The sequence below is a fragment of the Streptomyces sp. NPDC005728 genome (assembly GCF_040630895.1).
Taxonomy (GTDB): Bacteria; Actinomycetota; Actinomycetes; order Streptomycetales; family Streptomycetaceae; genus Streptomyces.
In genome coordinates this window covers 72940-93093 of the sequence record NZ_JBEXYL010000012.1, presented here as the reverse complement: position 1 = coordinate 93093, position 20154 = coordinate 72940, and the positions used below count along the sequence as shown (strand labels likewise).

Here is a 20154-nt window from a genome sequence, read left to right as displayed (position 1 = left end):
GGGAGCTGATCGCACGGTTCCCCGTGCCTCCTAGGTGGGGGCTGTGGACCGGCGCCATGAAGATCGCGAGATTTGTCTCATCAGTCTGCGGCGGCGCCAGCCCGTCAGACGGTCGGCGTACACCGCGCCCTCCACGTGGTCGCACTCGTGCTGCAGGCACCGGGCGAAGAAACCCGTGCCGTGCACGGTGACCGGTTCTCCGGTCACCGTGAAACCCTCGACGACCGCGTGGTCGTAGCGTTCCGTCCCCGCCTCCAGCCCCGGCAGGGACAGGCAGCCCTCCGGCCCCCGGATCACCACGCCGTCCGCCTCCACCAGCCGCGGGTTCACGACATGTCCGAGATGTCGCATGTCCTCGTCGTCCGGACAGTCGTACACGAACACCCGTAGCGGCACCCCGATCTGGTTCGCGGCGAGGCCCACCCCCTGGGCCGCGTACATGGTCGCGAACAAGTCCTCCACGAGTGCGGCGAGTTCGGGACCGAAGTCCGTGACGTCCCGGCAGGGCTCGTGCAGGACGGGGTCGTGGAGCAGGGAAAGTGGCCGGACGCGCCCGTGGGCGCCCGGGATCGGGCCGTGTCGCATGGCGGCAAGGGTACGGTTCGTTCAGCTCATGCTCGCCGCGCAGGTGTGGGCCGGGATTCGGGTGTGCGAACGGATCTCGATAGGCTGAGGCACACACCACGTAGCCGGATGGCCCCAGGCGCGGCGCGTACGCAAGGAGGATCGAGAACTGATGGCAGGCAACTCGGACCCGCTCTCGCCGCGGGCCAAGCTGGCCGTGACCGCGGGCAAGGCGGTCGCTGCGGCATCGCGCGCCGCAGGGCGCGGCAGCGGGTCGGTGATCGGTGGCCGGGTCGCGCTGAAACTCGACCCCGACCTGCTCGCCCGGCTCGCGCAGAACCTGGACGTCGTCCTGGTGTCCGCGACCAACGGCAAGACCACGACCACCCGGCTCATCGCGGAGGCGCTGCGCGCCGCGGGCGAGGTCGTGTCGAACGCGCTCGGCGCCAACATGCCGGCCGGCATCACCTCCGCGCTCGCGGGCGGCTCGGACGCGAAGTTCGGCGTCATCGAGGTCGACGAGAAGTACCTGGCCGGTGTGGCGCGGGACACCAGCCCCAAGTGCATCGCTCTGCTGAACCTCTCCCGCGACCAGTTGGACCGCGCCGCCGAGACCCGGATGCTCGCCGAGAACTGGCGCGAGGGTCTGGCCGGCTCCAAGGCCGTGGTCGTCGCCAACTGCGACGACCCGCTCGTGGTGTGGGCCGCCTCCTCCTCCCCGAACGTGATCTGGGTCGCGGCCGGGCAGATGTGGAAGGACGACGCCTGGTCCTGCCCGTCCTGCGGCGGTGTGATGCAGCGGCCCGGTGACGACTGGTTCTGCGGCGAGTGCGGCTTCCGCCGGCCCACGCCCAGCTGGGCGCTCTCCGGCGACCATGTGCTGGATCCGCACGGGTCCGCCTGGCCGATCCATCTGCAGCTGCCGGGCCGCGCCAACAAGGCGAACGCAGCCAGCTCCGCGGCCGTCGCCGCCGTCTTCGGGGTGCCGCCGCAGGTGGCCCTGGAGCGGATGTACCAGGTGCAGGCGGTCGCCGGACGCTACGACGTCGTCCAGTTCCAGAACCGCGACCTGCGGCTGCTGCTGGCCAAGAACCCGGCCGGCTGGCTGGAGACGTTCTCCCTGATCGACCCGCCGCCCGCTCCGGTGATCCTGTCCGTGAACGCGCGCGGGGCCGACGGCACCGACACCTCCTGGCTGTGGGACGTCGACTACACGCGGCTGACCGGCCACCCGATCTTCGTCGTCGGTGACCGGAAGCTGGACCTCGCCGTCCGCCTGGAGGTCGCGAACCAGCACTTCCAGGTCTGCGACAACCTCGACCAGGCCGTCCAGATGGCCCCGCCGGGACGCATCGAGGTCATCGCGAACTACACCGCGTTCCAGGACCTGCGCCGCCGGGTCGGCAACTGATCAGGAAGGGCGATCACCTCATGAGCGACAACCAACTGCGGCTGGTGTGGATCTACCCGGACCTGCTGAGCACCTACGGCGACCAGGGCAACGCGCTCGTCGTGGAGCGCCGGGCCCGGCAGCGCGGCCTGGACGTGGCCCGGCTGGACGTACGCAGCGACCAGCCGATCCCGACCTCCGGCGACATCTACCTGATCGGCGGCGGCGAGGACCGGCCGCAGCGGCTCGCGGCCGAGCGGCTGCGGCGCGACGGCCATCTGCAGCGGGCGGTGCAGAACGGCGCGATCGTCTTCTCCGTCTGTGCCGGTTACCAGATCCTCGGCCACGAGTTCATCAACGACCTCGGCCAGCGCGAGCCGGGCCTCGGCCTGCTCGACGTGGTGTCGGTGCGCGGCGAGGGCGAGCGGTGCGTCGGCGACGTCCTCGCGGACATCGACCCGCAGCTCGGCCTGCCTCAGCTGACCGGCTTCGAGAACCACCAGGGCGTCACCCACCTCGGTGCCACCGCCCGTCCCTTCGCCCGGACCCAGATCGGCAAGGGCAATGGCACCGGGGACGGCACGGAGGGCGCGTACAACGGGACGGTCTTCGGCACGTACATGCACGGGCCGGTTCTCGCCCGCAACCCGCTGATCGCGGACCTGCTGCTGAAGCTGGCGCTCGACGTCAACGCGCTGCCGCCGATCGACGACCGCTGGTACGAGGCGCTCCGCAACGAGCGAATCGCAGCTGCGCAGCAGCCTGCGTAAGCGTCGTTCCAGCGCTCTCCTAGTGCGTTCCGGCAGGCTCGTGGTGGGGCCCGCCTGACGGTCCGTCCGCTCACATGTGCGGGCGCGTCCAGCAGGCGGACGCCCGCTACGGAGCGACCCCCTCACGCCGGTAGGGTGGCCTGGAATCCGCCGGACGACGTGGTCCGGTTTCCCGGCCCACGTTGAGAAGGTAATTCGGGCTATGCGCATTGGTGTCCTCACGTCCGGCGGCGACTGCCCCGGCCTGAACGCCGTCATCCGGTCCGTCGTGCACCGTGCCGTCGCCGACCACGGCGACGAGGTCATCGGCTTCCGGGACGGCTGGAAGGGCCTCCTGGAGTGCGACTACCTCAAGCTCGACCTCGACGCGGTGGGCGGCATCCTGGCCCGCGGCGGCACCATCCTCGGCTCCTCACGGGTCCAGCCCTCGCATCTGCGGGACGGTGTGGAGCGAGCCAAGGGCCATGTCGAGGAGCTGGGCCTGGACGCGATCATCCCGATCGGCGGCGAGGGCACACTGAAGGCCGCCCGGCTGATGTCGGACAACGGTCTGCCCGTCGTCGGCGTCCCGAAGACCATCGACAACGACATCGCGGTCACGGACGTCACCTTCGGCTTCGACACGGCCGTCGGCGTGGCGACCGAGGCGCTGGACCGGCTGAAGACCACCGCCGAGTCCCACCAGCGTGTGCTGGTCGTGGAGGTCATGGGCCGCCACACCGGCTGGATCGCGCTGCACTCCGGCATGGCGGCCGGCGCCCACGCCATCGTCGTACCGGAACGGCCCTTCGACATCGAGGAGTTGGCGAAGAAGGTCGGCGAGCGGTTCGAGGCGGGCAAGCGGTTCGCCATCGTGGTCGCCGCGGAGGGTGCGAAGCCGCGGCCCGGTTCCATGGAGTTCGACGAGGGCGGCAAGGACATCTACGGCCACGAGCGCTTCGCGGGGATCGCGCGGCAGCTGTCGCTCGAGCTGGAGCACCGGCTCGGCAAGGAGGCGCGGCCGGTGATCCTGGGCCATGTGCAGCGGGGCGGGACCCCGACGGCGTACGACCGGGTGCTGGCCACGCGGTTCGGGTGGCATGCGGTGGAGGCCGTGCACCGGGGTGAGTTCGGGATGATGACGGCTCTGCGCGGCACCGACATCGTGATGGTGTCGCTGGCCGAGGCCGTGGAGACGTTGAAGACGGTTCCCGCGGAGCGGTACGACGAGGCGGAGTGCGTGCTGTAGTCCACACCAGGAACAACCCGCCCCCGGTCACAGCCGTGACCGGGGGCGGTTCTACTCTTGGGGGCGGACAGACGCGTACAACCCCCACGAATCAGGAGCCGGCGGATGGATCACAGCGGGCACGGCATGACGATGGATCTGCCGCCGTTCACGCTGGGGCAGGGGCTCCAGTGGTCGGCGGATCCCTTCTTTCTCGTCGCCTGTCTGGCCGGGCTGGCTCTGTACGGGTGGGGTGTCGTGCGGCTGCGCCGGCGCGGGGACTCCTGGCCGGTCTCCCGGACCGTCTCGTACGTCCTCGGTGTCCTCACCATCGCGCTGATGATGTGCACCAGGCTGAACGACTACGGCATGGTCATGTTCAGTGTGCACATGGTGCAGCACATGGTGATCAGCATGCTGTCGCCGATCCTGATCCTGCTGGGCGCCCCGGTCACGCTGGCGCTGCGCGCGCTGCCGGTGGCCGGCCGGGGCCGCAAAGGGCCGCGTGAGCTGCTGCTGGCGCTGCTGCACAGCCGCTACATGCGGATCATCACCCACCCCGTGTTCACGATCCCGCTGTTCATCGCGAGCCTGTACGCGCTGTACTTCACGCCACTGTTCGACTTCCTGATGGGGTCGAGGACCGGGCACATCGCGATGATGGTGCACTTCCTCGCCGTGGGTGTCGTGTTCTTCTGGCCGATCATCGGTGTGGACCCCGGGCCGCACCGGCCGGGTTACCTGATGCGCATGCTGGAGCTGTTCGCGGGCATGCCGTTCCACGCGTTCTTCGGCATCGCGCTGATGATGGCGTCGACGCCGATGGTGGAGACGTTCAAGAACCCGCCCGCCTCGCTCGGCATCGACGCGCTCTCCGACCAGAACGCGGCCGGCGGCATCGCCTGGGCGTTCAGCGAGATCCCGTCCGTGCTGGTGCTGATCGCCCTGCTGTTCCAGTGGTACGGGTCCGAGCAGCGGCAGGCCAAGCGCAAGGACCGGGCTGCCGACCGGGACGGTGACAAGGAGCTGGAGGCGTACAACGCCTATCTCGCCTCCCTCAACGCGCGCGAGGGCTGAGCCGGCGGAATCCGGCCCGGGTATCCCGCCCTGGCGGAAATCGGGGCACCATGGTCGAGGACGGACCATGAGGAGGGTGCCGCGATGCCCGGTTCCACGAACGGTTCCACCAAGGCGATGGGGGCGATGACCGTCGGCGGGCTCGTCCTGGTGACGGCCTACACGGTCGCCCTCGGCAGCAACGGCTGGCTGTGGTTCGGATGGGTGGTGCTGGGCCTGCTGACCCTCACCATGGTCGTCACCCAGCCCTAGGGCCGCTCGCTGCGGGCGTGGCTGATTACAGTGCCCGCATGAACAGCAGGGCCACGTCCTTCGACGACCTCGACCGCAAGATCATCACCGCGCTGATGGCGAACGCCAGGACCAGCTTCGCCGAGATCGGCGGGGCGGTCGGGCTGTCGTCCACCGCGGTCAAACGGCGTGTGGACCGGCTGCGGGAGACCGGTGTGATCACCGGGTTCACGGCGACCGTGAAGCCCTCCGCGCTGGGCTGGCGCACGGAGGCGTACGTCGAGGTGTACTGCGAGGGCGCTGCCCCGCCGCGCCGCCTGGCGGAGGTGGTGCGCAACCATCCGGAGATCACGGCGGCCATGACCGTGACCGGCGGCGCGGACGCGCTGCTGCACGTGCGGGCGCGGGACGTGGAGCACTTCGAGGAGGTGCTGGAGCGCATCCGCGACGAACCCTTCATCCGGAAGACGATCAGCGTGATGGTGCTGTCCCACCTGCTCCCGGAAAGCCCGGAAGCGGGCGCCACCCACGCCGCACCGGAGTGATCGCGAACCAAACCCCGGCCCCACGCAGCTCTCGTGCGTTCTGGCCGATGAGAACGCAGCGATGCTGCACATGCACGCAGCTTTCCGTTCTTGTCGTCCCTCTCCCTCTCTTCCTACCGTTGTGTCACCCCTCAGTAACACACAGGAAAGCGGAGGAAACCCTCTGTGCCCGAAAGCCGTGTGCCGCGCCCTCGGCGCTTCCTCGTCTGCGAACCCAGACACTTCGCCGTGCAGTACGCGATCAATCCCTGGATGCATCCCGACACGCCCGTGGACGTGGATCTGGCTCAGGAGCAGTGGCAGGAGCTGATCCGCGCCTACCGCGCCCATGGCCACGCCGTCGACGCGGTCGAGCCGGTCCCGGGCCTGCCCGACATGGTCTTCGCCGCGAACGCGGCGTTCGTGGTCGGCGGCCGGGTCTTCGGTTCCCTGTTCCACGCGCCGGAGCGGCGCCCCGAATCGCACCACTACGACACCTGGTTCAAGGCGGCGGGCTACGACGTGTACCGCCCCGAGGCGGTGACCGAGGGCGAGGGAGACCTGGTGTGGACGGGCCGGTACGTGCTGGCCGGCACCGGCTTCCGCACCACCCGTGAGGCCCACCGCGAGGCGCAGGAGTTCCTCGGCCACCCGGTGATCGGGCTGACCCTGGTGGACCCGTACTTCTACCACCTGGACACGGCACTCTTCGTCCTGGACGACGACAACATCGCCTACTACCCGGAGGCCTTCTCGCCGGGCAGCCGGGAGGCGCTCAAGCGCCTGTACCCGGACGCGGTGCTCGCCACCCGCGACGACGCGATGGCGTTCGGCCTGAACTCGGTGTCCGACGGCCGGCACGTCTTCATCGCCCCCAAGGCCGAGGCGCTGGCCGAGCGCCTGGCCGACCACGGTTACGTCCCCGTCCCCGTCGACCTGTCGGAGTTCCACAAGGCCGGCGGCGGCATCAAGTGCTGCACCCAGGAGATCCGCTGATGACCGCACCCGTGCACGCCCGTACGTCCGACGACCTGATCCGGGCGGAGGAGCCGGTCCTCGCGCACAACTACCACCCCCTGCCCGTGGTAGTCGCCCGGGCCGAGGGCACCTGGGTGGAGGACGTCGAGGGCCGCCGCTATCTCGACATGCTGGCCGGCTACTCGGCGCTCAACTTCGGCCACCGGCACCCGGCGCTGATCGAGGCCGCGCACCGCCAGCTCGACCGGCTGACCCTGACCTCCCGGGCCTTCCACAACGACCGGCTCGCCGAGTTCGCCGAGCGGCTCGCGGAGCTGACCGGGCTGGACATGGTGCTGCCGATGAACACCGGCGCGGAGGCGGTGGAGAGCGGCATCAAGGTGGCCCGCAAGTGGGCGTACGACGTGAAGGGCGTCCCCGCCGACCGGGCGACGATCGTGGTCGCGGCGGAGAACTTCCACGGCCGTACGACGACGATCGTCAGCTTCTCCACGGACGAGTCGGCCCGGGCCGGCTTCGGCCCCTTCACGCCCGGCTTCCGGATCGTGCCGTACAACGACCTGGCCGCACTGGAGGCGGCGGTCGACGAGACGACGGCGGCGGTGCTGCTGGAGCCCATCCAGGGCGAGGCCGGGGTCGTCATCCCTGACGAGGGGTATCTGGCCGGCGTCCGTGAGCTGACGCGGCGCAAGGGCTGCCTGTTCATCGCCGACGAGATCCAGTCCGGTCTCGGCCGCACCGGCCGTACCCTCGCCGTCGAGCACGAGGACGTGGTCCCGGACGTGCTGCTGCTCGGGAAGGCGCTCGGCGGCGGCATCGTGCCGGTGTCGGCGGTGGTGGCCCGGCGCGAGGTGCTGGGCGTGCTGCACCCGGGCGAGCACGGCTCCACGTTCGGCGGCAACCCGCTGGCGGCGGCGGTCGGCACCGCGGTGGTCGAGCTGCTGGAGACCGGCGAGTTCCAGCGCCGGGCAACCGAGCTGGGGCGGATCCTGCACGACGGCCTCACCGAGCTGGTCGGCAGGGGCGTGACCGGTTTCCGTGCGCGCGGACTGTGGGCGGGCGTCGACGTGGACCCGGTCATCGGCACCGGCCGGGAGATCAGCGAGCGCCTCATGCGGGAGGGCGTCCTGGTCAAGGACACCCACGGTTCCACGATCCGGCTGGCGCCGCCGCTGACCATCACGGCCGAGGAGCTGCGCTCCGCGCTGGGCACGCTGGAGAAGGTGCTCGGCCAGGCCGGCTGAGACGGGGCAGGGGGCCGCCGGTGTCCGGCCGGCCCCCTGCCCGCCCGGTCAGCCCTTGCCGCTGTCGCCGAGAATCTGCTTCATCTCCTTGATCTCGGCGTTCTGCGCACGGACGATGTCGTCGGCCATGCCCTTGGCGGGGCCGTACGCTCCCTTGCTCTTCTCCGTGGCGGCCATCTCCACGGCGCCCTGGTGGTGCTCGACCATCAGGGACAGGAACTTCGTGTCGAAGTCCTTGCCGGTGGCCTTCTTCAGGGCTGCCATGTCGTCGTCGCTCATCATCCCGGCCGTGCCGGACATCCCGGCGTGACCCGAGTGGTCCATGCCGGCCATCGGGACCTGCTCGCCCCAGGCCTTCAGCCAGCCGGTCATGGTGCGGATCTCCGGGTCCTGCGCCTTCTCGATGCGCGAGGCGAGGTCCTTCACCTGCGCCGAGGAGGCCCGGCCGGCGGCGAGCCGCGCCATCTCCAGCGCCTGCTGGTGGTGCGGGATCATGCCCTGGGAGAAGGCGACGTCCTGGGCGTTGTGGGCGGTGGCGGACGCGGTCGCGCTCGCGCTCGGCGAGGTGCCGTGGCCCGCGTGGTCGCCGTCGCCGCTGCCACACGCGGCGAGGACGACGGAGGCGACGGCGGTCACCGCGACGAGGGCGGCACGGCGCGTGAGAGTACGGGTGGTCATGCTGGAACTCCTGCTGTGGGAATGGTGTCTCGGGCGCGCGGGGGAGGACGACCGCAGCGCGTGCGGCCGTCGCGGCCTCTAGATCCGCAGGAGTTGGAGTTCTGCCAGGGAGGGTGGGGCACGTGCCCCGTCGGGTCCCGTGACCGTGCACGAGCGGAGGGCGGCGGCCGGTGCGGGGGCGGTCACGGCGTCGGGTACGAGCGCGGGCAGCTGCGGCCCGCCGTTCACGGCCCCGGACGCGCAGGTGGGGTCGGCATGGTGCATCCGATGGCCACCGCAGTGGCCGTCGCCCTCGGGACAGTCGTCCTGGGCGGTGACCATGATGACCCGCGTGTGCGCGGGGCCGGCGTGCATTGTGTGCGCCCCGCCCCCGCCGGGCGCCAGGGCGTGCATACCCAGCAGCCCGGCCAGCACCGCGAGCACGAACAGCGCGCGACATCGCCGCAGGAGCGGTCGCGTGGGGTGCTGTCCGGTGCGGTTCATCGAGGACATCGTAGGGGGCGCGGCCGAGGGACGAGCCGGGGCCCCGCCGGTGCGGGCGCACAGCGCCGTCCCCCGCTCCCGGCCGCCGGAGAACCCTTGACGCGGACCCATTCAGTCGATATGTACATGCCATCACTTGGTATGGACCAATCCTGCACGGCCCCGCACGCCGACCCGGCGCCCACCCCCCCAGTGGAGGCAGCAATGCGAAGACCATCGGCACTCGTCGCCCTGTGCCTCGGGGCACTCCTCCTGGTCGTGGCCCCACCGTCCGCGTCCGCGGCGGGATCGCCCACGGCATCCTTCGCCCAGAGCTCGACCTGGGACGGTGGATACCAGGGTGCGTACACCGTCACCAACGGCGGCAGCACGACCGTATCGGCCTGGACCGTCGAGTTCGACCTGCCCTCCGGCACCACGGTCGGCTCGTACTGGGACGCACTGCTCACGCGGAACGGCAGCCACTACACCTTCAAGAACCGCGAGTACAACGGCTCTTTGGCGCCCGGCGCGAGCGCCACCTTCGGGTGGGTGTCGAGCGGGACCGGCACACCGGCGGGCTGCCGGCTCAACGGCGCGCCCTGCACGGGCGGCTCCGGCGGCACCGACACCACCCCGCCCGGCGTACCGGGCGGCGTGCGCGTGGACTCTGCGTCCAGCTCGACGCTGACCGTGCGATGGACGGCCGCCACCGACGACTCCGGATCCGTCGCGGGTTACGAGGTCTCGCGCGACGGCGGTACGCCCGCCACGGTGACCGGCACCTCCTACACCGCCACCGGCCTCCAGGCGAACACGAGTTACTCGTTCCGCGTGCGGGCCAAGGACGCCGCCGGCAACGTCTCCGCGTACAGTACGGCGGTCACCGGGACGACCGCTTCCGGAGGCACTCCTCCGAGCGGCGGCGTCCACACCGCTCCGTACATCGACATGGGCGCATGGCCCACCCCGAGCATGCCCGACATGGCCTCCGCGAGCGGGCTCACGAGCTACACGATGGCGTTCGTCACCGCCTCCGGCTGCAAGGCCATGTGGTTCAACGCCTATGACCCGCGCGACGGCTGGGCCAGGGACCAGATCGATGCGATCCGGGCACGCGGCGGGGACGTGAAGGTCTCCTTCGGCGGCGCGTCCGGCATCGAACTGGCCCAGGCCTGCGACTCGGTGGACTCCCTCTACACCGAGTACAACGCGGTCGTGAACGCGTACGACCTGACCTACGTCGACTTCGACATCGAGGGCGCGGCCGCCGCCGACCCGGCCTCGATCACCCGCCGGTCCCAGGCCCTGGCACGACTGCAGCAGGCCCACCCCGGGCTGCGGATCTCCCTCACGCTCCCTGTGCTCCCGGAGGGCCTGACCTCGGACGGCCTGAACGTGGTCAAGGCGGCGCGGGACGCCGGGGTCGACCTCGACCTGGTGAACATCATGGCCATGGACTACTACAGGAGCACCGACTACGGCGACGCGGCGGTCCAGGCCGCGCAGAGCACCTTCACCCAGCTGCAGTCGCTCTATCCCGGCAGGACGGACGCCCGGATCTGGGCGATGGTCGGAGTGACGCCGATGCTCGGCCAGAACGACGACGGCCACGTCTACGACCAGAACGACGCCCGCCAGCTGGTCTCTTTCGCGCAGGGCAGGCACCTCGGGGAGCTGGCCTTCTGGGAGGCGACCCGGGACCGCAACGCCTGTACCGGCGCCCTGTACCAGTGCACGAACGTCCCGCAGTCCCCCTACGAGTTCGCGAAGATCTTCGCGGCGTACACCGGCTGACGTAAAGCCGCCGAACAGAATGCCGGATCACGCAATCCCGTCCCTGCTGTCGTCCGTACCCCTTCATAGAGGGCGCCCCGTGCCGGCAAAGGCTTCGTTCGAACCATCCATGCCCAACCTGGATCCGTCATGAACTCCACCCATGCCGCAGACGTCATCTGGAGGGGAGTGGCCGTGTCCTGCGCCATCGCAAACGCTGTGCTGCACACGCTGCTCATCCCGGATCACCTGGAGGAGATGTTCTACATCGGTCTACTGTTCGCCGTGGGCAGCGCCGTCATGCTCGCTGTGGCCGTGGCGCTCGTCGTCCGGCCCCGCCCGCTGGCCGCGTGGCTGACCGGGGTGCTGGTCAGCCTCGGAATGATCGTCGGTTTTGCGGTGTCGCGTACCGTCGGCCTGCCGGGCGGCTATTACGAGGACGGCTGGGAGGCGCCGTACGGCCCTCTGTCCTTGCTCGCCGAGGGACTGTTCGTCCTCGCGTTCTTCGCCTGGTTCTCGTACCGGACGGAACCGGCACCGGAACCCCGCCGAATCGCGCGCCTGAGTACCCGTCAGTAGTGGCTGCAAGAAGTCAGCATTGACCGGGACGGGCCCGGTTCCGCGTGAGTGCACCCGCATTTACGCTGAGTCGATCCGCCCGAGTGAGGAGCGTGCCCTTGTTCTACTACCTGCTCAAACATGTGCTGCTGGGCCCCCTGCTCAGGCTGGTCTTCCGCCCTCGGATCGAGGGGCTGGAGAACGTGCCGGCGTCGGGGCCCGCGATCGTCGCCGGGAACCATCTGTCCTTCTCCGACCACTTCCTGATGCCGGCGATGCTGAAGCGGCGCATCACCTTCCTCGCCAAGGCGGAGTACTTCACCGGGCCTGGCCTCAAGGGCCGGCTCACCGCGTTCTTCTTCCGCAGCGCCGGGCAGATCCCGGTGGACCGCTCCGGCAAGGACGCGGGGCAGGCCGCGATTCGCGAGGGACTCGGGGTGCTGAGCAGGGACGAGCTGCTGGGCATCTATCCGGAGGGGACCCGCTCGCACGACGGCCGGCTGTACAAGGGCAAGGTCGGGGTCGCGGTCATGGCGCTGAGGGCCGGGGTGCCGGTCGTGCCCTGCGCGATGATCGGCACCTTCGAGGCGCAGCCGCCCGGCAAGGTCATTCCGAACATCCACCCCGTCGTCATCCGTTTCGGCAAGCCGCTCGAGTTCTCCCGCTACGCCGGCATGGAGAGCGAGAAGGCCATCCTGCGGGCCGTCACCGACGAGATCATGTACGCGATCCTCTCGCTGTCCGAGCAGGAGTACGTCGACCAGTACGCGGCCGTCGTCAAGGCGGAGCAGGCCGCCGAGAAGAAGGAGCGCAGGTTTCCGCGGGCCCCGCTCGGTTGACGTCTGCCGTCGGCAGAAGGGCTTCGATGCGGGCGGGGCGCGCGCCTAGGCTCGCCGCATGAAACGGGCTGTGGTGATCGGGGCGAGCGGGCAGATCGGCCGTCCGGCGGTGGCGGCGCTGGAACGCGACGGCTGGGAGGTGACGGCCGCCTCGCGGGGCGGTGGCCGGGACGCGTCGTGGGGTGAGGGGGTGCGGGCGGTCCGGCTGGACCGCTCCGACGACGCGGCGCTCGCGGCCGCGGTGGGCGACGGCTGCGATCTGGTGGTCGACATGGTCGCGTACGACGCCGGGCACGCCCGGCAGTTGACGGCTCTCGCGGGCCGGATCGGCTCCGCCGTGGTGGTCTCCAGTGTGTCGGTGTACGAGGACGGCAAGGGGCGGGGCTTCGACACCCAGAGCGAGCCCGACGGGGTCCCGGCGTACCCGGTGCCGGTCGCGGAGACCCAGCCGACGGTGGCTCCGGGCGAGGCGAGCTACAGCACCCGCAAGGCGGCCATGGAGCGCGAACTGCTCGCGCAGGGCGCGGAGTTGCCGACGACGGTGCTGCGGGCGGGCGCGGTGCACGGGCCGTACAGTCCGCTCCCCCGCGAGCTGTACTTCGTCAAGCGGAACCTGGACGGGCGGGGCAGGCGGGTGCTCGCGTACGGCGGGGAGAGCCGGTTCCATCCGGCGGGCGCCCGGAACGTCGCCGAACTGGTCCGGCTGGCCGCGGCCCGGCCCGGGTCCCGGGTGCTCAACGCCTGCGACCCCGAGGCGCCGACGGTCGCCGCGATCGGAGCGGCGATCGACGCGGTCATGGGCGTGGAGACGGAGACCACGCCGGTGGACGGCCCGCCGCCCCGCGGGAACGTGGGCCGGACCCCGTGGTCGGCGCCGCTGCCGGTCGTCCTCGACATGTCCGCCGCGGAGCGGGAGTTGGGCTACCGGCCGGTGGTGTCGTACGTGGACAGCCTGCCGGAGACGGTGGAGTGGCTGCGGCGGCGGCTGGCCGCGGAGGACTGGCGGGAGTGCTTCCCGCTGCTCGCGCGGGTCTACCCCGACCTGTTCGACTATGCGACGGAGGACGCCTGGCGGGCGGGCGCATGACGAAGGGGCGGCCGGAGAGTCCGGCCGCCCCTCGTCACCGTATCCGGGCGATTACGGCTTGGGCGTCGCGTGCGGCGCGCAGGTCACGTCGGAGGTGTCCAGCTTGCCGGTGAGCAGGTAGCTGTCGACCCGCTCGTTGATGCAGGGGTTGACCAGGCCGGTCACACCGTGGGAGCCCGCGCCCTTCTCGGTGATCAGGCGGGAGTCCTTGAAGCGCTTGTGCAGTTCGACGGCGCCCGGGTAGGGGGTCGCCGCGTCGCGCGTGGACTGCACGATCAGCACGGGCGGCAGGCCGCGGTGCGTCCTGACGTCCACCGGGGTCCGCTGCTTGGCCTGCCAGGTGGCGCAGGGCAGGTTCATCCAGGCGTTGGCCCAGGTCATGAACGGGTTGTCCGTGTGGATCCGGGTGTTGTCCCGGTCCCACTTCCGCCAGCTGGTGGGCCACTTGGCGTCGGCGCACTCGACCGCGGTGTAGACGGCGTTGCCGTTCTCCGAGCTGATGTTGCCGGCCGTGTCCGACAGGTCGGGGGCCGCCGCGTCGACGAGCGCCTTGGTGTCCCCTGCGACGTACTTGCTGAACACCGAGGCGACCGGCACCCACGAGGAGTCGTAGTACGGGGCGCTCTGGAAGAAGGAGATCAGCTCGGCCGGGCCGACGACCCCGCCGAGGGGACTCTTCTTGGCGGTCGCGCGCAGTTCGAGCCACTTGGCCTGGACGGCGGCGCGGGTGGTGCCGAGGTGGAAGGCGGCGTCGTTCGCGGCGACCCAGTCCTCCCAGTCCTTCCAGCGGCCCTCGAAGGCGACGTCCTGGTCCAGGTTGGCCTGGTACCAGATGCTCTCGCGGGAGGGGTTGACCACGCTGTCCACGATCATGCGGCGCAGGTGGCCCGGGAAGAGGGTGCCGTAGACGGCGCCGAGGTAGGTGCCGTAGGAGACGCCGAGGTAGTTGAGCTTCTTCTCGCCCAGCGCGGCCCTGACGACGTCCAGGTCACGGGCGGTGTTCGGCGTGGTCATGTGCGGCAGCATGGCGCCGCTGCGCTCGGCGCAGCCCTCCGCGTACTCGCGGGCGAGCTTGCGCTGTGCGGTCTTGTCCGCCTCGCTGTCCGGGACCGGGTCGGCCTTGGGAGCCTTGACGAACTCCTGCGGGTCGATGCAGGAGATGGGCGCCGAGTGGCCGACGCCGCGCGGGTCGAAGCCCACGAAGTCGTAGGCCTTGGCGACGTTCGCCCAGATGGGGTTCTTGTTGGTGATCCGCGTCGGGAAGCGCAGGCCGGAGGCGCCGGGACCGCCCGGGTTGTAGACGAGGGCGCCCTGACGCTCCTTCTTCGTCCCGGTGTTGCCGATGTGGTCGACGGCGAGCTTGATCTGCTTGCCGTACGGCTTGGCGTAGTCGAGCGGCACGGAGACCCAGCCGCACTGGATGGGCTTGGCCAGGCCCCAGTCGGCGGGGCAGTCCTGCCAGTGGATGCCGGCCTTGGCGGCGCGGGCGGCGGCGATCGCGGCGCCCTGGGCCTCGCGGTCCCGTCCGTGGCGGCTGTCCGCGCTGGCCGCGGGCGCCGACACCGCGCCGGCTATCAGGGTCGCGGTGACGAGCGCTCCGGCCGAACCGAGTGCCAGCAGGCGGCTCTTCGGTCTGTTGTCCCTCAAGTGGGCCCCTCCCCCTACACATTGCTACAAGTGGTCAGACGGGGATCCTCTCGGCTGTGAGCCGTCTGAGAACAGGGGGAGCAGGCCTTTCTTTACCAATCCGATAAACGGACGTTCAGGTCCCGTTGAGCGGAGCCCCCTGGGCGAGCAGGGTCAAGGCCTCGTCCAGCAGTCGCCGCAGGCCGAGCGCGTCGGGGGCCACGGCACTGACGAGGACGGCGGGCCCCGCGAGCGGCACCAGGGCGGCGCTCTCCCCCAGCATCCGCGCGGCGGGCGGCTGCCCTGCGAACTCGGGTCGTATGACGACCAGTTGACCGACCGACCGGTGTCCGGCGAGCACGGCGGGCCCGTCCCAGCCGCCCGGTGCCCCGGGCCCGCAGGACAGCTCCTGGTCCAGTACGGTCCGGCCCGCGACGCGCACCGTGAGCCGGCTGGTGAGCCGTCCGGGCTCCTCTCCGAACCGGCCGAGCACCTGCTCCTCGCGCAGCACGAGCCGTGCTCCGGCGCCCAGTTCGGCCCGGGTGGTGACGTACAGGTCGCTGCCGCCGGCCGAGATCAGCTGTTCGGGCAGCCAGTGCAGCTCACCCCCGTCGGCCACATCGAGCCGTACGTCGTAGCGGGCCTCGCCCTTGGCCTGTCCCGGCAGCGCGATGGTGGCGGCGGCCGACCCCACGTGCAGCCGTGCCCCCTCCTCCACGCGCGCGTCCAGCAAGAAGCGGTCGCCGCCGAGCGGGCCGCTCATCGCGCCGACGACCATCACCCGCGCCTCGCCGCCGCTCGCCCGGGTGCGGCGCAGCGCCAACGGGCCTTCGCCGTCCAGCACGGGCAGGGCCGTACCGCCGCGTCCGTCGGGGCGGGCGACGATCCGTGCGTGCGCCCGGACGCCGGTCGCCGTCATGCCGTCCACGCGGCGAGCCGCTCCCGCACCCACGCGGCCGTGTCCGCGACTCCGGTGCCGCCGCGCAACGACTGGAAGACGACCGGGAGTTCGGCCCGCTGCGCCTTGGCGTCGGCGGCCATCCGGGCGAGGTCGGACCCGACGTACGGCGCGAGGTCGGTCTTGTTGACGATGAGCAGGTCGGCGGTGGTGACGCCGGGCCCGCCCTTGCGCGGGATGTCGTCGCCACCGGCCACGTCGATCACGAAGATCTGCGCGTCCACAAGCCCCTTGGAGAAGGTGGCGGTCAGGTTGTCCCCGCCGGACTCGACGAGGATGAGGTCCAGCGGGCCGATCCCGTCCTCCAGGTCCTCCACGGCTTCGAGGTTGGCGGAGATGTCGTCGCGGATCGCGGTGTGCGGGCAGGCGCCCGTCTCCACGGCCGTGATCCGCTCGGGCGGCAGCACGGCCTCCCGGAGCAGGAACTCGGCGTCCTCCCGGGTGTAGATGTCGTTCGTGACGACGGCCAGCGACAACTGCTCGCGCAGCGCCCGGCACAGCGCGGCGACGGTCGCGGTCTTCCCGGACCCGACGGGCCCGCCGAGCCCGATCCGCAGCGCGCGGCGCGAGCCGTCGGGGCGGTGGGCGTCGGCGCTGACGGCGGAGGGGCCGTCGTGGGTGTGGTCGAGGTGCATGTACGACTCCAGTTTCTACGATGCGAACAGTCGCACCGGCCAGGCCGCGTGCCACTCCGCACCGACCTCCAACAACGGCCCCGACGCGGCGGGCAGGGCATCGACACCTTCGTCGAGCACCCTCCGGGCGGCGTCCACCGCCGCGTCCGCGACGTGATCCAGCTCGGGGGCCAACCGTGCCAGCACTCCCGTCGCGTCGAACGGATCAAGGCTCAGCAGACGCACCGTGGCCGTCGCCGGCCCGCTCACGCTCTCGTACACCGCGCAGTACGCCGCGTCCACGGGCCCAAGACCGGCCGCACGGGCGGCGAGTCCGAGCACCACCGGCTGGTGCGTCCCCTTGGGGAACTCCCTTGCCAAAGCGTCGAGTTCGGCCGACGGCCAGCTCGCCCGTGCGGCCCGCATCAGCTGCCGGCCAAGCCTGCGCGCCGCGGTCCGCAGCGCGGGCGAGGGCGTACGGGCGTCCGCGGCCGCGTCCAGCTCCCGGGGCTCGACGCCCAGGACGGCGGCGGCAGCGAGGGCGCCCGCGACCAGCCCGGCAGTGTGCAGCCGCCCCCGGCAGAAGTCCTCCAGGCTCGCGGCGGAGGTGATCCGGCCCGCCTTGACGGCGGCCTCCGCCCCGCCGGAGTGCGCGTGCCCTCCGGCGGGGAAGCGGCCGTCGGCCAGGACGAGCAGTGCTGCCCTGGACATCAGAAGAGGAAGTAGCGCTGGGCCATGGGCAGTTCGGCGGCCGGTGCCGCCTCGACCAGCTCGCCGTCGATGTGCACGGCGAAGCTGTCGGGGTCGACCCGCACCTGGGGACGGGCGTCGTTCTCCCGCATGTCCGCCTTGGTCACCCCGCGCGTGGAGTCGATGGCGACGAAGCGCTTGCCCAGCTGCAGCCGCTCCGGCAGGCCGTCCTCGATGGCCAGCGGTGCCACGAAGTTGAACGAGTTGGCGGCCGGCGCCCGTCCGATCGCCCCGTACATCGGCCGGGGCAGGATCGGCTGCGGCGTCGGGATGGAGGCGTTGGCGTCACCCATCTGTGCGTAGGCGATCTGGCCGCCCTTGATGACGAGGTGCGGCTTGACCCCGAAGAACGCGGGCTCCCAGAGCACCAGGTCGGCGAGCTTGCCGGGCTCGACGGAGCCGACCTCGCGGGCGAGCCCCTGGGCCAGCGCCGGGTTGATCGTGTACTTGGCGACGTACCGCCGTACCCGTCGGTTGTCCGCCCGTCCGTCGCCGGGCAGCGCGCCGCGCCGCTGCTTCATCACGTGCGCGGTCTGCCAGGTGCGCAGGACGACCTCGCCCACGCGGCCCATGGCCTGGGAGTCGGAGGAGATGATCGAGATCGCGCCGAGGTCGTGGAGGACGTCCTCCGCGCCGATGGTGGACGGCCGGATCCGCGACTCGGCGAAGGCCAGGTCCTCCGGGACCGCCGGGTTCAGGTGGTGGCACACCATCAGCATGTCGAGGTGTTCCTCGGCGGTGTTGACGGTGTACGGCCGGGTCGGGTTGGTCGAGCTGGGCAGCACGTGCGGCTCGGAGACCACGGTCATGATGTCCGGCGCGTGCCCGCCGCCGGCGCCCTCGGTGTGGTAGGCGTGGATGCCCCGGCCGGCGATCGCGGCGAGCGTGTCGCCGACGAATCCGGCCTCGTTGAGGGTGTCGGTGTGTATGGCGACCTGGATGCCGGTGCGCTCGGCGACGGTCAGGGACGCGTCGATGACCGCCGGGGTGGAGCCCCAGTCCTCGTGGAGCTTCAGGCCCAGGGCGCCGCCGCGGATCTGGGAGAGCATCGCCTCGTGCGAGACGGTGTTGCCCTTGCCGAGGAAGCCGATGTTGAGCGGGTACTGCTCCATCGCCTCCAGCATCCGGGCCAGGTGCCAGGGGCCCGGCGTCACGGTGGTCGCCTTGGAGCCCTCGGCGGGCCCGGTGCCGCCGCCGACCAGAGTGGTGATGCCGGCGGAGAGCGCCTCGTCGGCGATCTGCGGGCAGATGAAGTGGACGTGCGCGTCGATGGCGCCGGCCGTGAGGATCCGTCCGTTGCCGGCGATGACCTCGGTCTCCGGACCGATGACCAGGTCCGGATGCACCCCGTCCATCGTGTCCGGGTTGCCCGCCTTGCCGATGCCGGTGATCCGTCCGTCGCGGATGCCGACGTCGGCCTTGACGATCCCCCAGTGGTCGACGATGACGACACCGGTGATGACCGTGTCGGGGGTGCCTTCGGCGCGCGTGGCCCGCGACTGGCCCATGGACTCGCGGATGACCTTGCCGCCGCCGAAGACCGCCTCGTCGCCGGCGAGGCCGGGACCGCCGGAGCGGTCCTCCTCGATCTCGATCAGCAGGTCCGTGTCGGCGAGCCGGATGCGGTCGCCGGTGGTGGGTCCGAACAGGTCGGCGTAGGCGGCACGGGAGATCTCAGGCATCGAGCGCACCTCCGGTCTCCCCGCGCAGCCCGGGCACGATCCGGGCGCCGGCGAGGGGCACGAGTTCGACGTCGACCGGGATGCCGGGCTCGAAGCGCACGGCGGTGCCGGCGGCGATGTTCAGCCGCGTGCCGCGCGCGGCGGCCCGGTCGAACTCCAGGCCGGGGTTGGCCTCGGCGAAGTGGTAGTGGGAGCCGACCTGGACGGGCCGGTCGGCGGCGTTGAGGACGGTCAGCCGGGTGACCTCGCGGCCCTCGTTGTAGACGACCGGGCCGTCCGCGAAAAGAACCTCTCCGGGAATCATCGCGGCCCCCTCAGATGATCGGCTCGTGGACGGTGACGAGCTTGGTGCCGTCCGGGAAGGTGGCCTCGACCTGAACGTCGTGAATCATCTCTGGGACGCCGTCCATGACGTCGTCCCTGGTCAGGAGCTTACGGCCGGAGGACATCAGCTCGGCGACCGTGCGGCCGTCCCGCGCGCCCTCGAGGAGGTGCGACGTGATGAGGGCGACCGCCTCCGGGTGGTTGAGCCTGAGCCCACGGGCCCTGCGCTTCCCGGCCACGTCGGCCGCCACATGGATCAGCAGCCTCTCTTGCTCGTGCGGGGTCAGTTGCACGTCCCACCTCACAGTCCTTGCTCCGGACCGTGCGGGGTCCGGTTGCCGCAGCCACCACGACGGGATAGGTGTAACACACAGACAAATTCGCCCGACGGTGATGAATGCGGGCAGAAAAACCCCTGGTGGCGTGGATCGGCAGGCTAGTTCGCCGGAGTTTCAGCGACGTTAACCAGACCTTGATCAACGTATGACTGCGCGATGGGCCCGCACATACCCGGCTACGAGACGCCGGGCCTCCGGTGCTCCGCCGCGATCCCGAACCGCTGCTGCTCCCGGGTCGGGGGCGCGGCCTCGCGGACCCCGGTCACCGAGGTGACCACCTGCTGCTCCCCGGCCGGCTCGTCGAGGGCGTCGAGCCGCTCCAGGTCGGCGGCCGAGACCAGTGCGACCAACGGCTTGCCGTGCCGCGTCACGACGACGCGCTCACCGCCGTACACCACCCGGTTGATCAGGTCGGCGAGCTCAGCCCTGGCTTGCGTCACCGGAATCTCATAGGCCATGCCCCTAGCTTACGGGGCG

Annotated in this window: 23 protein-coding genes; 12 read left to right on the top strand and 11 right to left on the bottom strand. The window is 71.1% G+C overall.

Features of this window, described 5'->3' with window-relative positions:
• Positions 1-30: 30 nt before the first annotated feature.
• Positions 31-585, bottom strand: coding sequence for a peptide deformylase (gene def / locus ABZ471_RS11600; protein WP_359065009.1), 555 nt, complete (start codon positions 583-585; stop codon positions 31-33).
• A 151-nt stretch (positions 586-736) separates the two neighbouring features.
• Here def and ABZ471_RS11595 point away from each other — a divergent pair, with 151 nt between their 5' ends.
• From ABZ471_RS11595 to rocD, 8 genes are all read left to right on the top strand, one after another.
• Positions 737-1975, top strand: coding sequence for a MurT ligase domain-containing protein (locus ABZ471_RS11595; protein ID WP_359065007.1), 1239 nt, complete (start codon positions 737-739; stop codon positions 1973-1975).
• A 20-nt stretch (positions 1976-1995) separates the two neighbouring features.
• Complete coding sequence (locus ABZ471_RS11590) at positions 1996-2724, top strand: glutamine amidotransferase (RefSeq protein ID WP_359065005.1); 729 nt, start codon at positions 1996-1998, stop codon at positions 2722-2724.
• Between the two features lie 202 nt (positions 2725-2926).
• Entirely contained in the window at positions 2927-3952 is a 1026-nt protein-coding gene (locus ABZ471_RS11585) for a 6-phosphofructokinase (protein WP_359065003.1), read from the top strand.
• A gap of 105 nt (positions 3953-4057) precedes the next feature.
• Entirely contained in the window at positions 4058-5008 is a 951-nt protein-coding gene (locus ABZ471_RS11580; RefSeq protein WP_359065001.1) for a cytochrome c oxidase assembly protein, read from the top strand.
• A gap of 84 nt (positions 5009-5092) precedes the next feature.
• Positions 5093-5260 (top strand): hypothetical protein, encoded by a 168-nt coding sequence (locus ABZ471_RS11575; RefSeq protein WP_359064999.1) that lies wholly within the window; start codon positions 5093-5095, stop codon positions 5258-5260.
• A 38-nt stretch (positions 5261-5298) separates the two neighbouring features.
• Positions 5299-5784 carry an Lrp/AsnC family transcriptional regulator gene (locus tag ABZ471_RS11570; RefSeq protein WP_359064997.1) on the top strand — a complete coding sequence of 162 codons (486 nt, stop codon included), beginning with the start codon at positions 5299-5301 and terminating at the stop codon, positions 5782-5784.
• Between the two features lie 165 nt (positions 5785-5949).
• Entirely contained in the window at positions 5950-6759 is an 810-nt protein-coding gene (gene ddaH / locus ABZ471_RS11565) for a dimethylargininase (protein WP_359064995.1), read from the top strand.
• Positions 6759-7985: an ornithine--oxo-acid transaminase gene (rocD, locus tag ABZ471_RS11560; protein WP_359064993.1), complete on the top strand. Its 1227-nt coding sequence runs from the start codon at positions 6759-6761 to the stop codon at positions 7983-7985. The genes ddaH and rocD overlap by 1 nt, the downstream gene beginning before the upstream one ends.
• Positions 7986-8033: 48 nt before the next feature.
• On the opposite strand, the gene ABZ471_RS11555 is transcribed toward rocD, so the two are convergent.
• Both ABZ471_RS11555 and ABZ471_RS11550 read right to left on the bottom strand, forming a co-directional pair.
• Complete coding sequence (locus tag ABZ471_RS11555) at positions 8034-8663, bottom strand: DUF305 domain-containing protein (RefSeq protein ID WP_359064991.1); 630 nt, start codon at positions 8661-8663, stop codon at positions 8034-8036.
• Positions 8664-8741: 78 nt separating this feature from the next.
• Positions 8742-9146, bottom strand: coding sequence for a DUF6153 family protein (locus ABZ471_RS11550; protein WP_359064989.1), 405 nt, complete (start codon positions 9144-9146; stop codon positions 8742-8744).
• 204 nt (positions 9147-9350) lie between these two features.
• On the opposite strand from ABZ471_RS11550, the gene ABZ471_RS11545 reads away from it, so the two are divergent.
• The 4 genes from ABZ471_RS11545 to ABZ471_RS11530 all read left to right on the top strand — a co-directional run bounded on the left by ABZ471_RS11545 (position 9351) and on the right by ABZ471_RS11530 (position 13385).
• The gene (locus ABZ471_RS11545; RefSeq protein ID WP_359064987.1) at positions 9351-10922 is read left to right on the top strand and encodes a cellulose binding domain-containing protein; all 1572 of its coding nucleotides are present in this window, start codon (positions 9351-9353) and stop codon (positions 10920-10922) included.
• 129 nt (positions 10923-11051) lie between these two features.
• Positions 11052-11480 (top strand): hypothetical protein, encoded by a 429-nt coding sequence (locus ABZ471_RS11540; RefSeq protein ID WP_359064985.1) that lies wholly within the window; start codon positions 11052-11054, stop codon positions 11478-11480.
• Positions 11481-11578: 98 nt separating this feature from the next.
• Positions 11579-12298, top strand: coding sequence for a lysophospholipid acyltransferase family protein (locus ABZ471_RS11535; RefSeq protein WP_359064983.1), 720 nt, complete (start codon positions 11579-11581; stop codon positions 12296-12298).
• A gap of 70 nt (positions 12299-12368) precedes the next feature.
• A complete protein-coding gene (locus tag ABZ471_RS11530; protein ID WP_359065094.1) occupies positions 12369-13385 on the top strand; it encodes an NAD-dependent epimerase/dehydratase family protein in 1017 nt (338 codons plus the stop codon).
• A 51-nt stretch (positions 13386-13436) separates the two neighbouring features.
• Here ABZ471_RS11530 and ABZ471_RS11525 read toward each other — a convergent pair whose 3' ends face one another.
• The 8 genes from ABZ471_RS11525 to ABZ471_RS11490 form a co-directional block, all read right to left on the bottom strand.
• Complete coding sequence (locus tag ABZ471_RS11525) at positions 13437-15032, bottom strand: alpha/beta hydrolase (protein ID WP_359064981.1); 1596 nt, start codon at positions 15030-15032, stop codon at positions 13437-13439.
• 115 nt (positions 15033-15147) lie between these two features.
• A complete protein-coding gene (locus ABZ471_RS11520; protein WP_359065092.1) occupies positions 15148-15930 on the bottom strand; it encodes an urease accessory protein UreD in 783 nt (260 codons plus the stop codon).
• Entirely contained in the window at positions 15927-16604 is a 678-nt protein-coding gene (ureG, locus tag ABZ471_RS11515; protein ID WP_359064979.1) for an urease accessory protein UreG, read from the bottom strand. The genes ABZ471_RS11520 and ureG overlap by 4 nt, the downstream gene beginning before the upstream one ends.
• A 15-nt stretch (positions 16605-16619) precedes the next feature.
• Complete coding sequence (locus ABZ471_RS11510; RefSeq protein ID WP_359064977.1) at positions 16620-17294, bottom strand: urease accessory UreF family protein; 675 nt, start codon at positions 17292-17294, stop codon at positions 16620-16622.
• Positions 17294-19015, bottom strand: coding sequence for an urease subunit alpha (locus tag ABZ471_RS11505; RefSeq protein WP_359064974.1), 1722 nt, complete (start codon positions 19013-19015; stop codon positions 17294-17296). Before ABZ471_RS11505 ends, ABZ471_RS11510 begins: the two co-directional genes overlap by 1 nt.
• Positions 19008-19319, bottom strand: a complete 312-nt coding sequence (locus ABZ471_RS11500) for an urease subunit beta (RefSeq protein ID WP_359064972.1) — start codon at positions 19317-19319, stop codon at positions 19008-19010. Before ABZ471_RS11500 ends, ABZ471_RS11505 begins: the two co-directional genes overlap by 8 nt.
• Positions 19320-19329: 10 nt before the next feature.
• Positions 19330-19632 (bottom strand): urease subunit gamma, encoded by a 303-nt coding sequence (locus ABZ471_RS11495; protein ID WP_359064970.1) that lies wholly within the window; start codon positions 19630-19632, stop codon positions 19330-19332.
• Positions 19633-19853: 221 nt separating this feature from the next.
• The gene (locus ABZ471_RS11490) at positions 19854-20135 is read right to left on the bottom strand and encodes a type II toxin-antitoxin system Phd/YefM family antitoxin (protein ID WP_359064968.1); all 282 of its coding nucleotides are present in this window, start codon (positions 20133-20135) and stop codon (positions 19854-19856) included.
• Positions 20136-20154 lie beyond the last annotated feature (19 nt).

Coding starts and splice junctions, on each gene's coding strand:
- def (WP_359065009.1), bottom strand. CDS start 585: ATGCGACACGGCCCGATCCCGGGCGCCCACGGGCGCGTCCGGCCACTT.
- ABZ471_RS11595 (WP_359065007.1), top strand. CDS start 737: ATGGCAGGCAACTCGGACCCGCTCTCGCCGCGGGCCAAGCTGGCCGTG.
- ABZ471_RS11590 (WP_359065005.1), top strand. CDS start 1,996: ATGAGCGACAACCAACTGCGGCTGGTGTGGATCTACCCGGACCTGCTG.
- ABZ471_RS11585 (WP_359065003.1), top strand. CDS start 2,927: ATGCGCATTGGTGTCCTCACGTCCGGCGGCGACTGCCCCGGCCTGAAC.
- ABZ471_RS11580 (WP_359065001.1), top strand. CDS start 4,058: ATGGATCACAGCGGGCACGGCATGACGATGGATCTGCCGCCGTTCACG.
- ABZ471_RS11575 (WP_359064999.1), top strand. CDS start 5,093: ATGCCCGGTTCCACGAACGGTTCCACCAAGGCGATGGGGGCGATGACC.
- ABZ471_RS11570 (WP_359064997.1), top strand. CDS start 5,299: ATGAACAGCAGGGCCACGTCCTTCGACGACCTCGACCGCAAGATCATC.
- rocD (WP_359064993.1), top strand. CDS start 6,759: ATGACCGCACCCGTGCACGCCCGTACGTCCGACGACCTGATCCGGGCG.
- ABZ471_RS11555 (WP_359064991.1), bottom strand. CDS start 8,663: ATGACCACCCGTACTCTCACGCGCCGTGCCGCCCTCGTCGCGGTGACC.
- ABZ471_RS11550 (WP_359064989.1), bottom strand. CDS start 9,146: ATGAACCGCACCGGACAGCACCCCACGCGACCGCTCCTGCGGCGATGT.
- ABZ471_RS11545 (WP_359064987.1), top strand. CDS start 9,351: ATGCGAAGACCATCGGCACTCGTCGCCCTGTGCCTCGGGGCACTCCTC.
- ABZ471_RS11540 (WP_359064985.1), top strand. CDS start 11,052: ATGAACTCCACCCATGCCGCAGACGTCATCTGGAGGGGAGTGGCCGTG.
- ABZ471_RS11520 (WP_359065092.1), bottom strand. CDS start 15,930: ATGACGGCGACCGGCGTCCGGGCGCACGCACGGATCGTCGCCCGCCCC.
- ureG (WP_359064979.1), bottom strand. CDS start 16,604: ATGCACCTCGACCACACCCACGACGGCCCCTCCGCCGTCAGCGCCGAC.
- ABZ471_RS11510 (WP_359064977.1), bottom strand. CDS start 17,294: ATGTCCAGGGCAGCACTGCTCGTCCTGGCCGACGGCCGCTTCCCCGCC.
- ABZ471_RS11505 (WP_359064974.1), bottom strand. CDS start 19,015: ATGCCTGAGATCTCCCGTGCCGCCTACGCCGACCTGTTCGGACCCACC.
- ABZ471_RS11500 (WP_359064972.1), bottom strand. CDS start 19,319: ATGATTCCCGGAGAGGTTCTTTTCGCGGACGGCCCGGTCGTCTACAAC.
- ABZ471_RS11490 (WP_359064968.1), bottom strand. CDS start 20,135: ATGGCCTATGAGATTCCGGTGACGCAAGCCAGGGCTGAGCTCGCCGAC.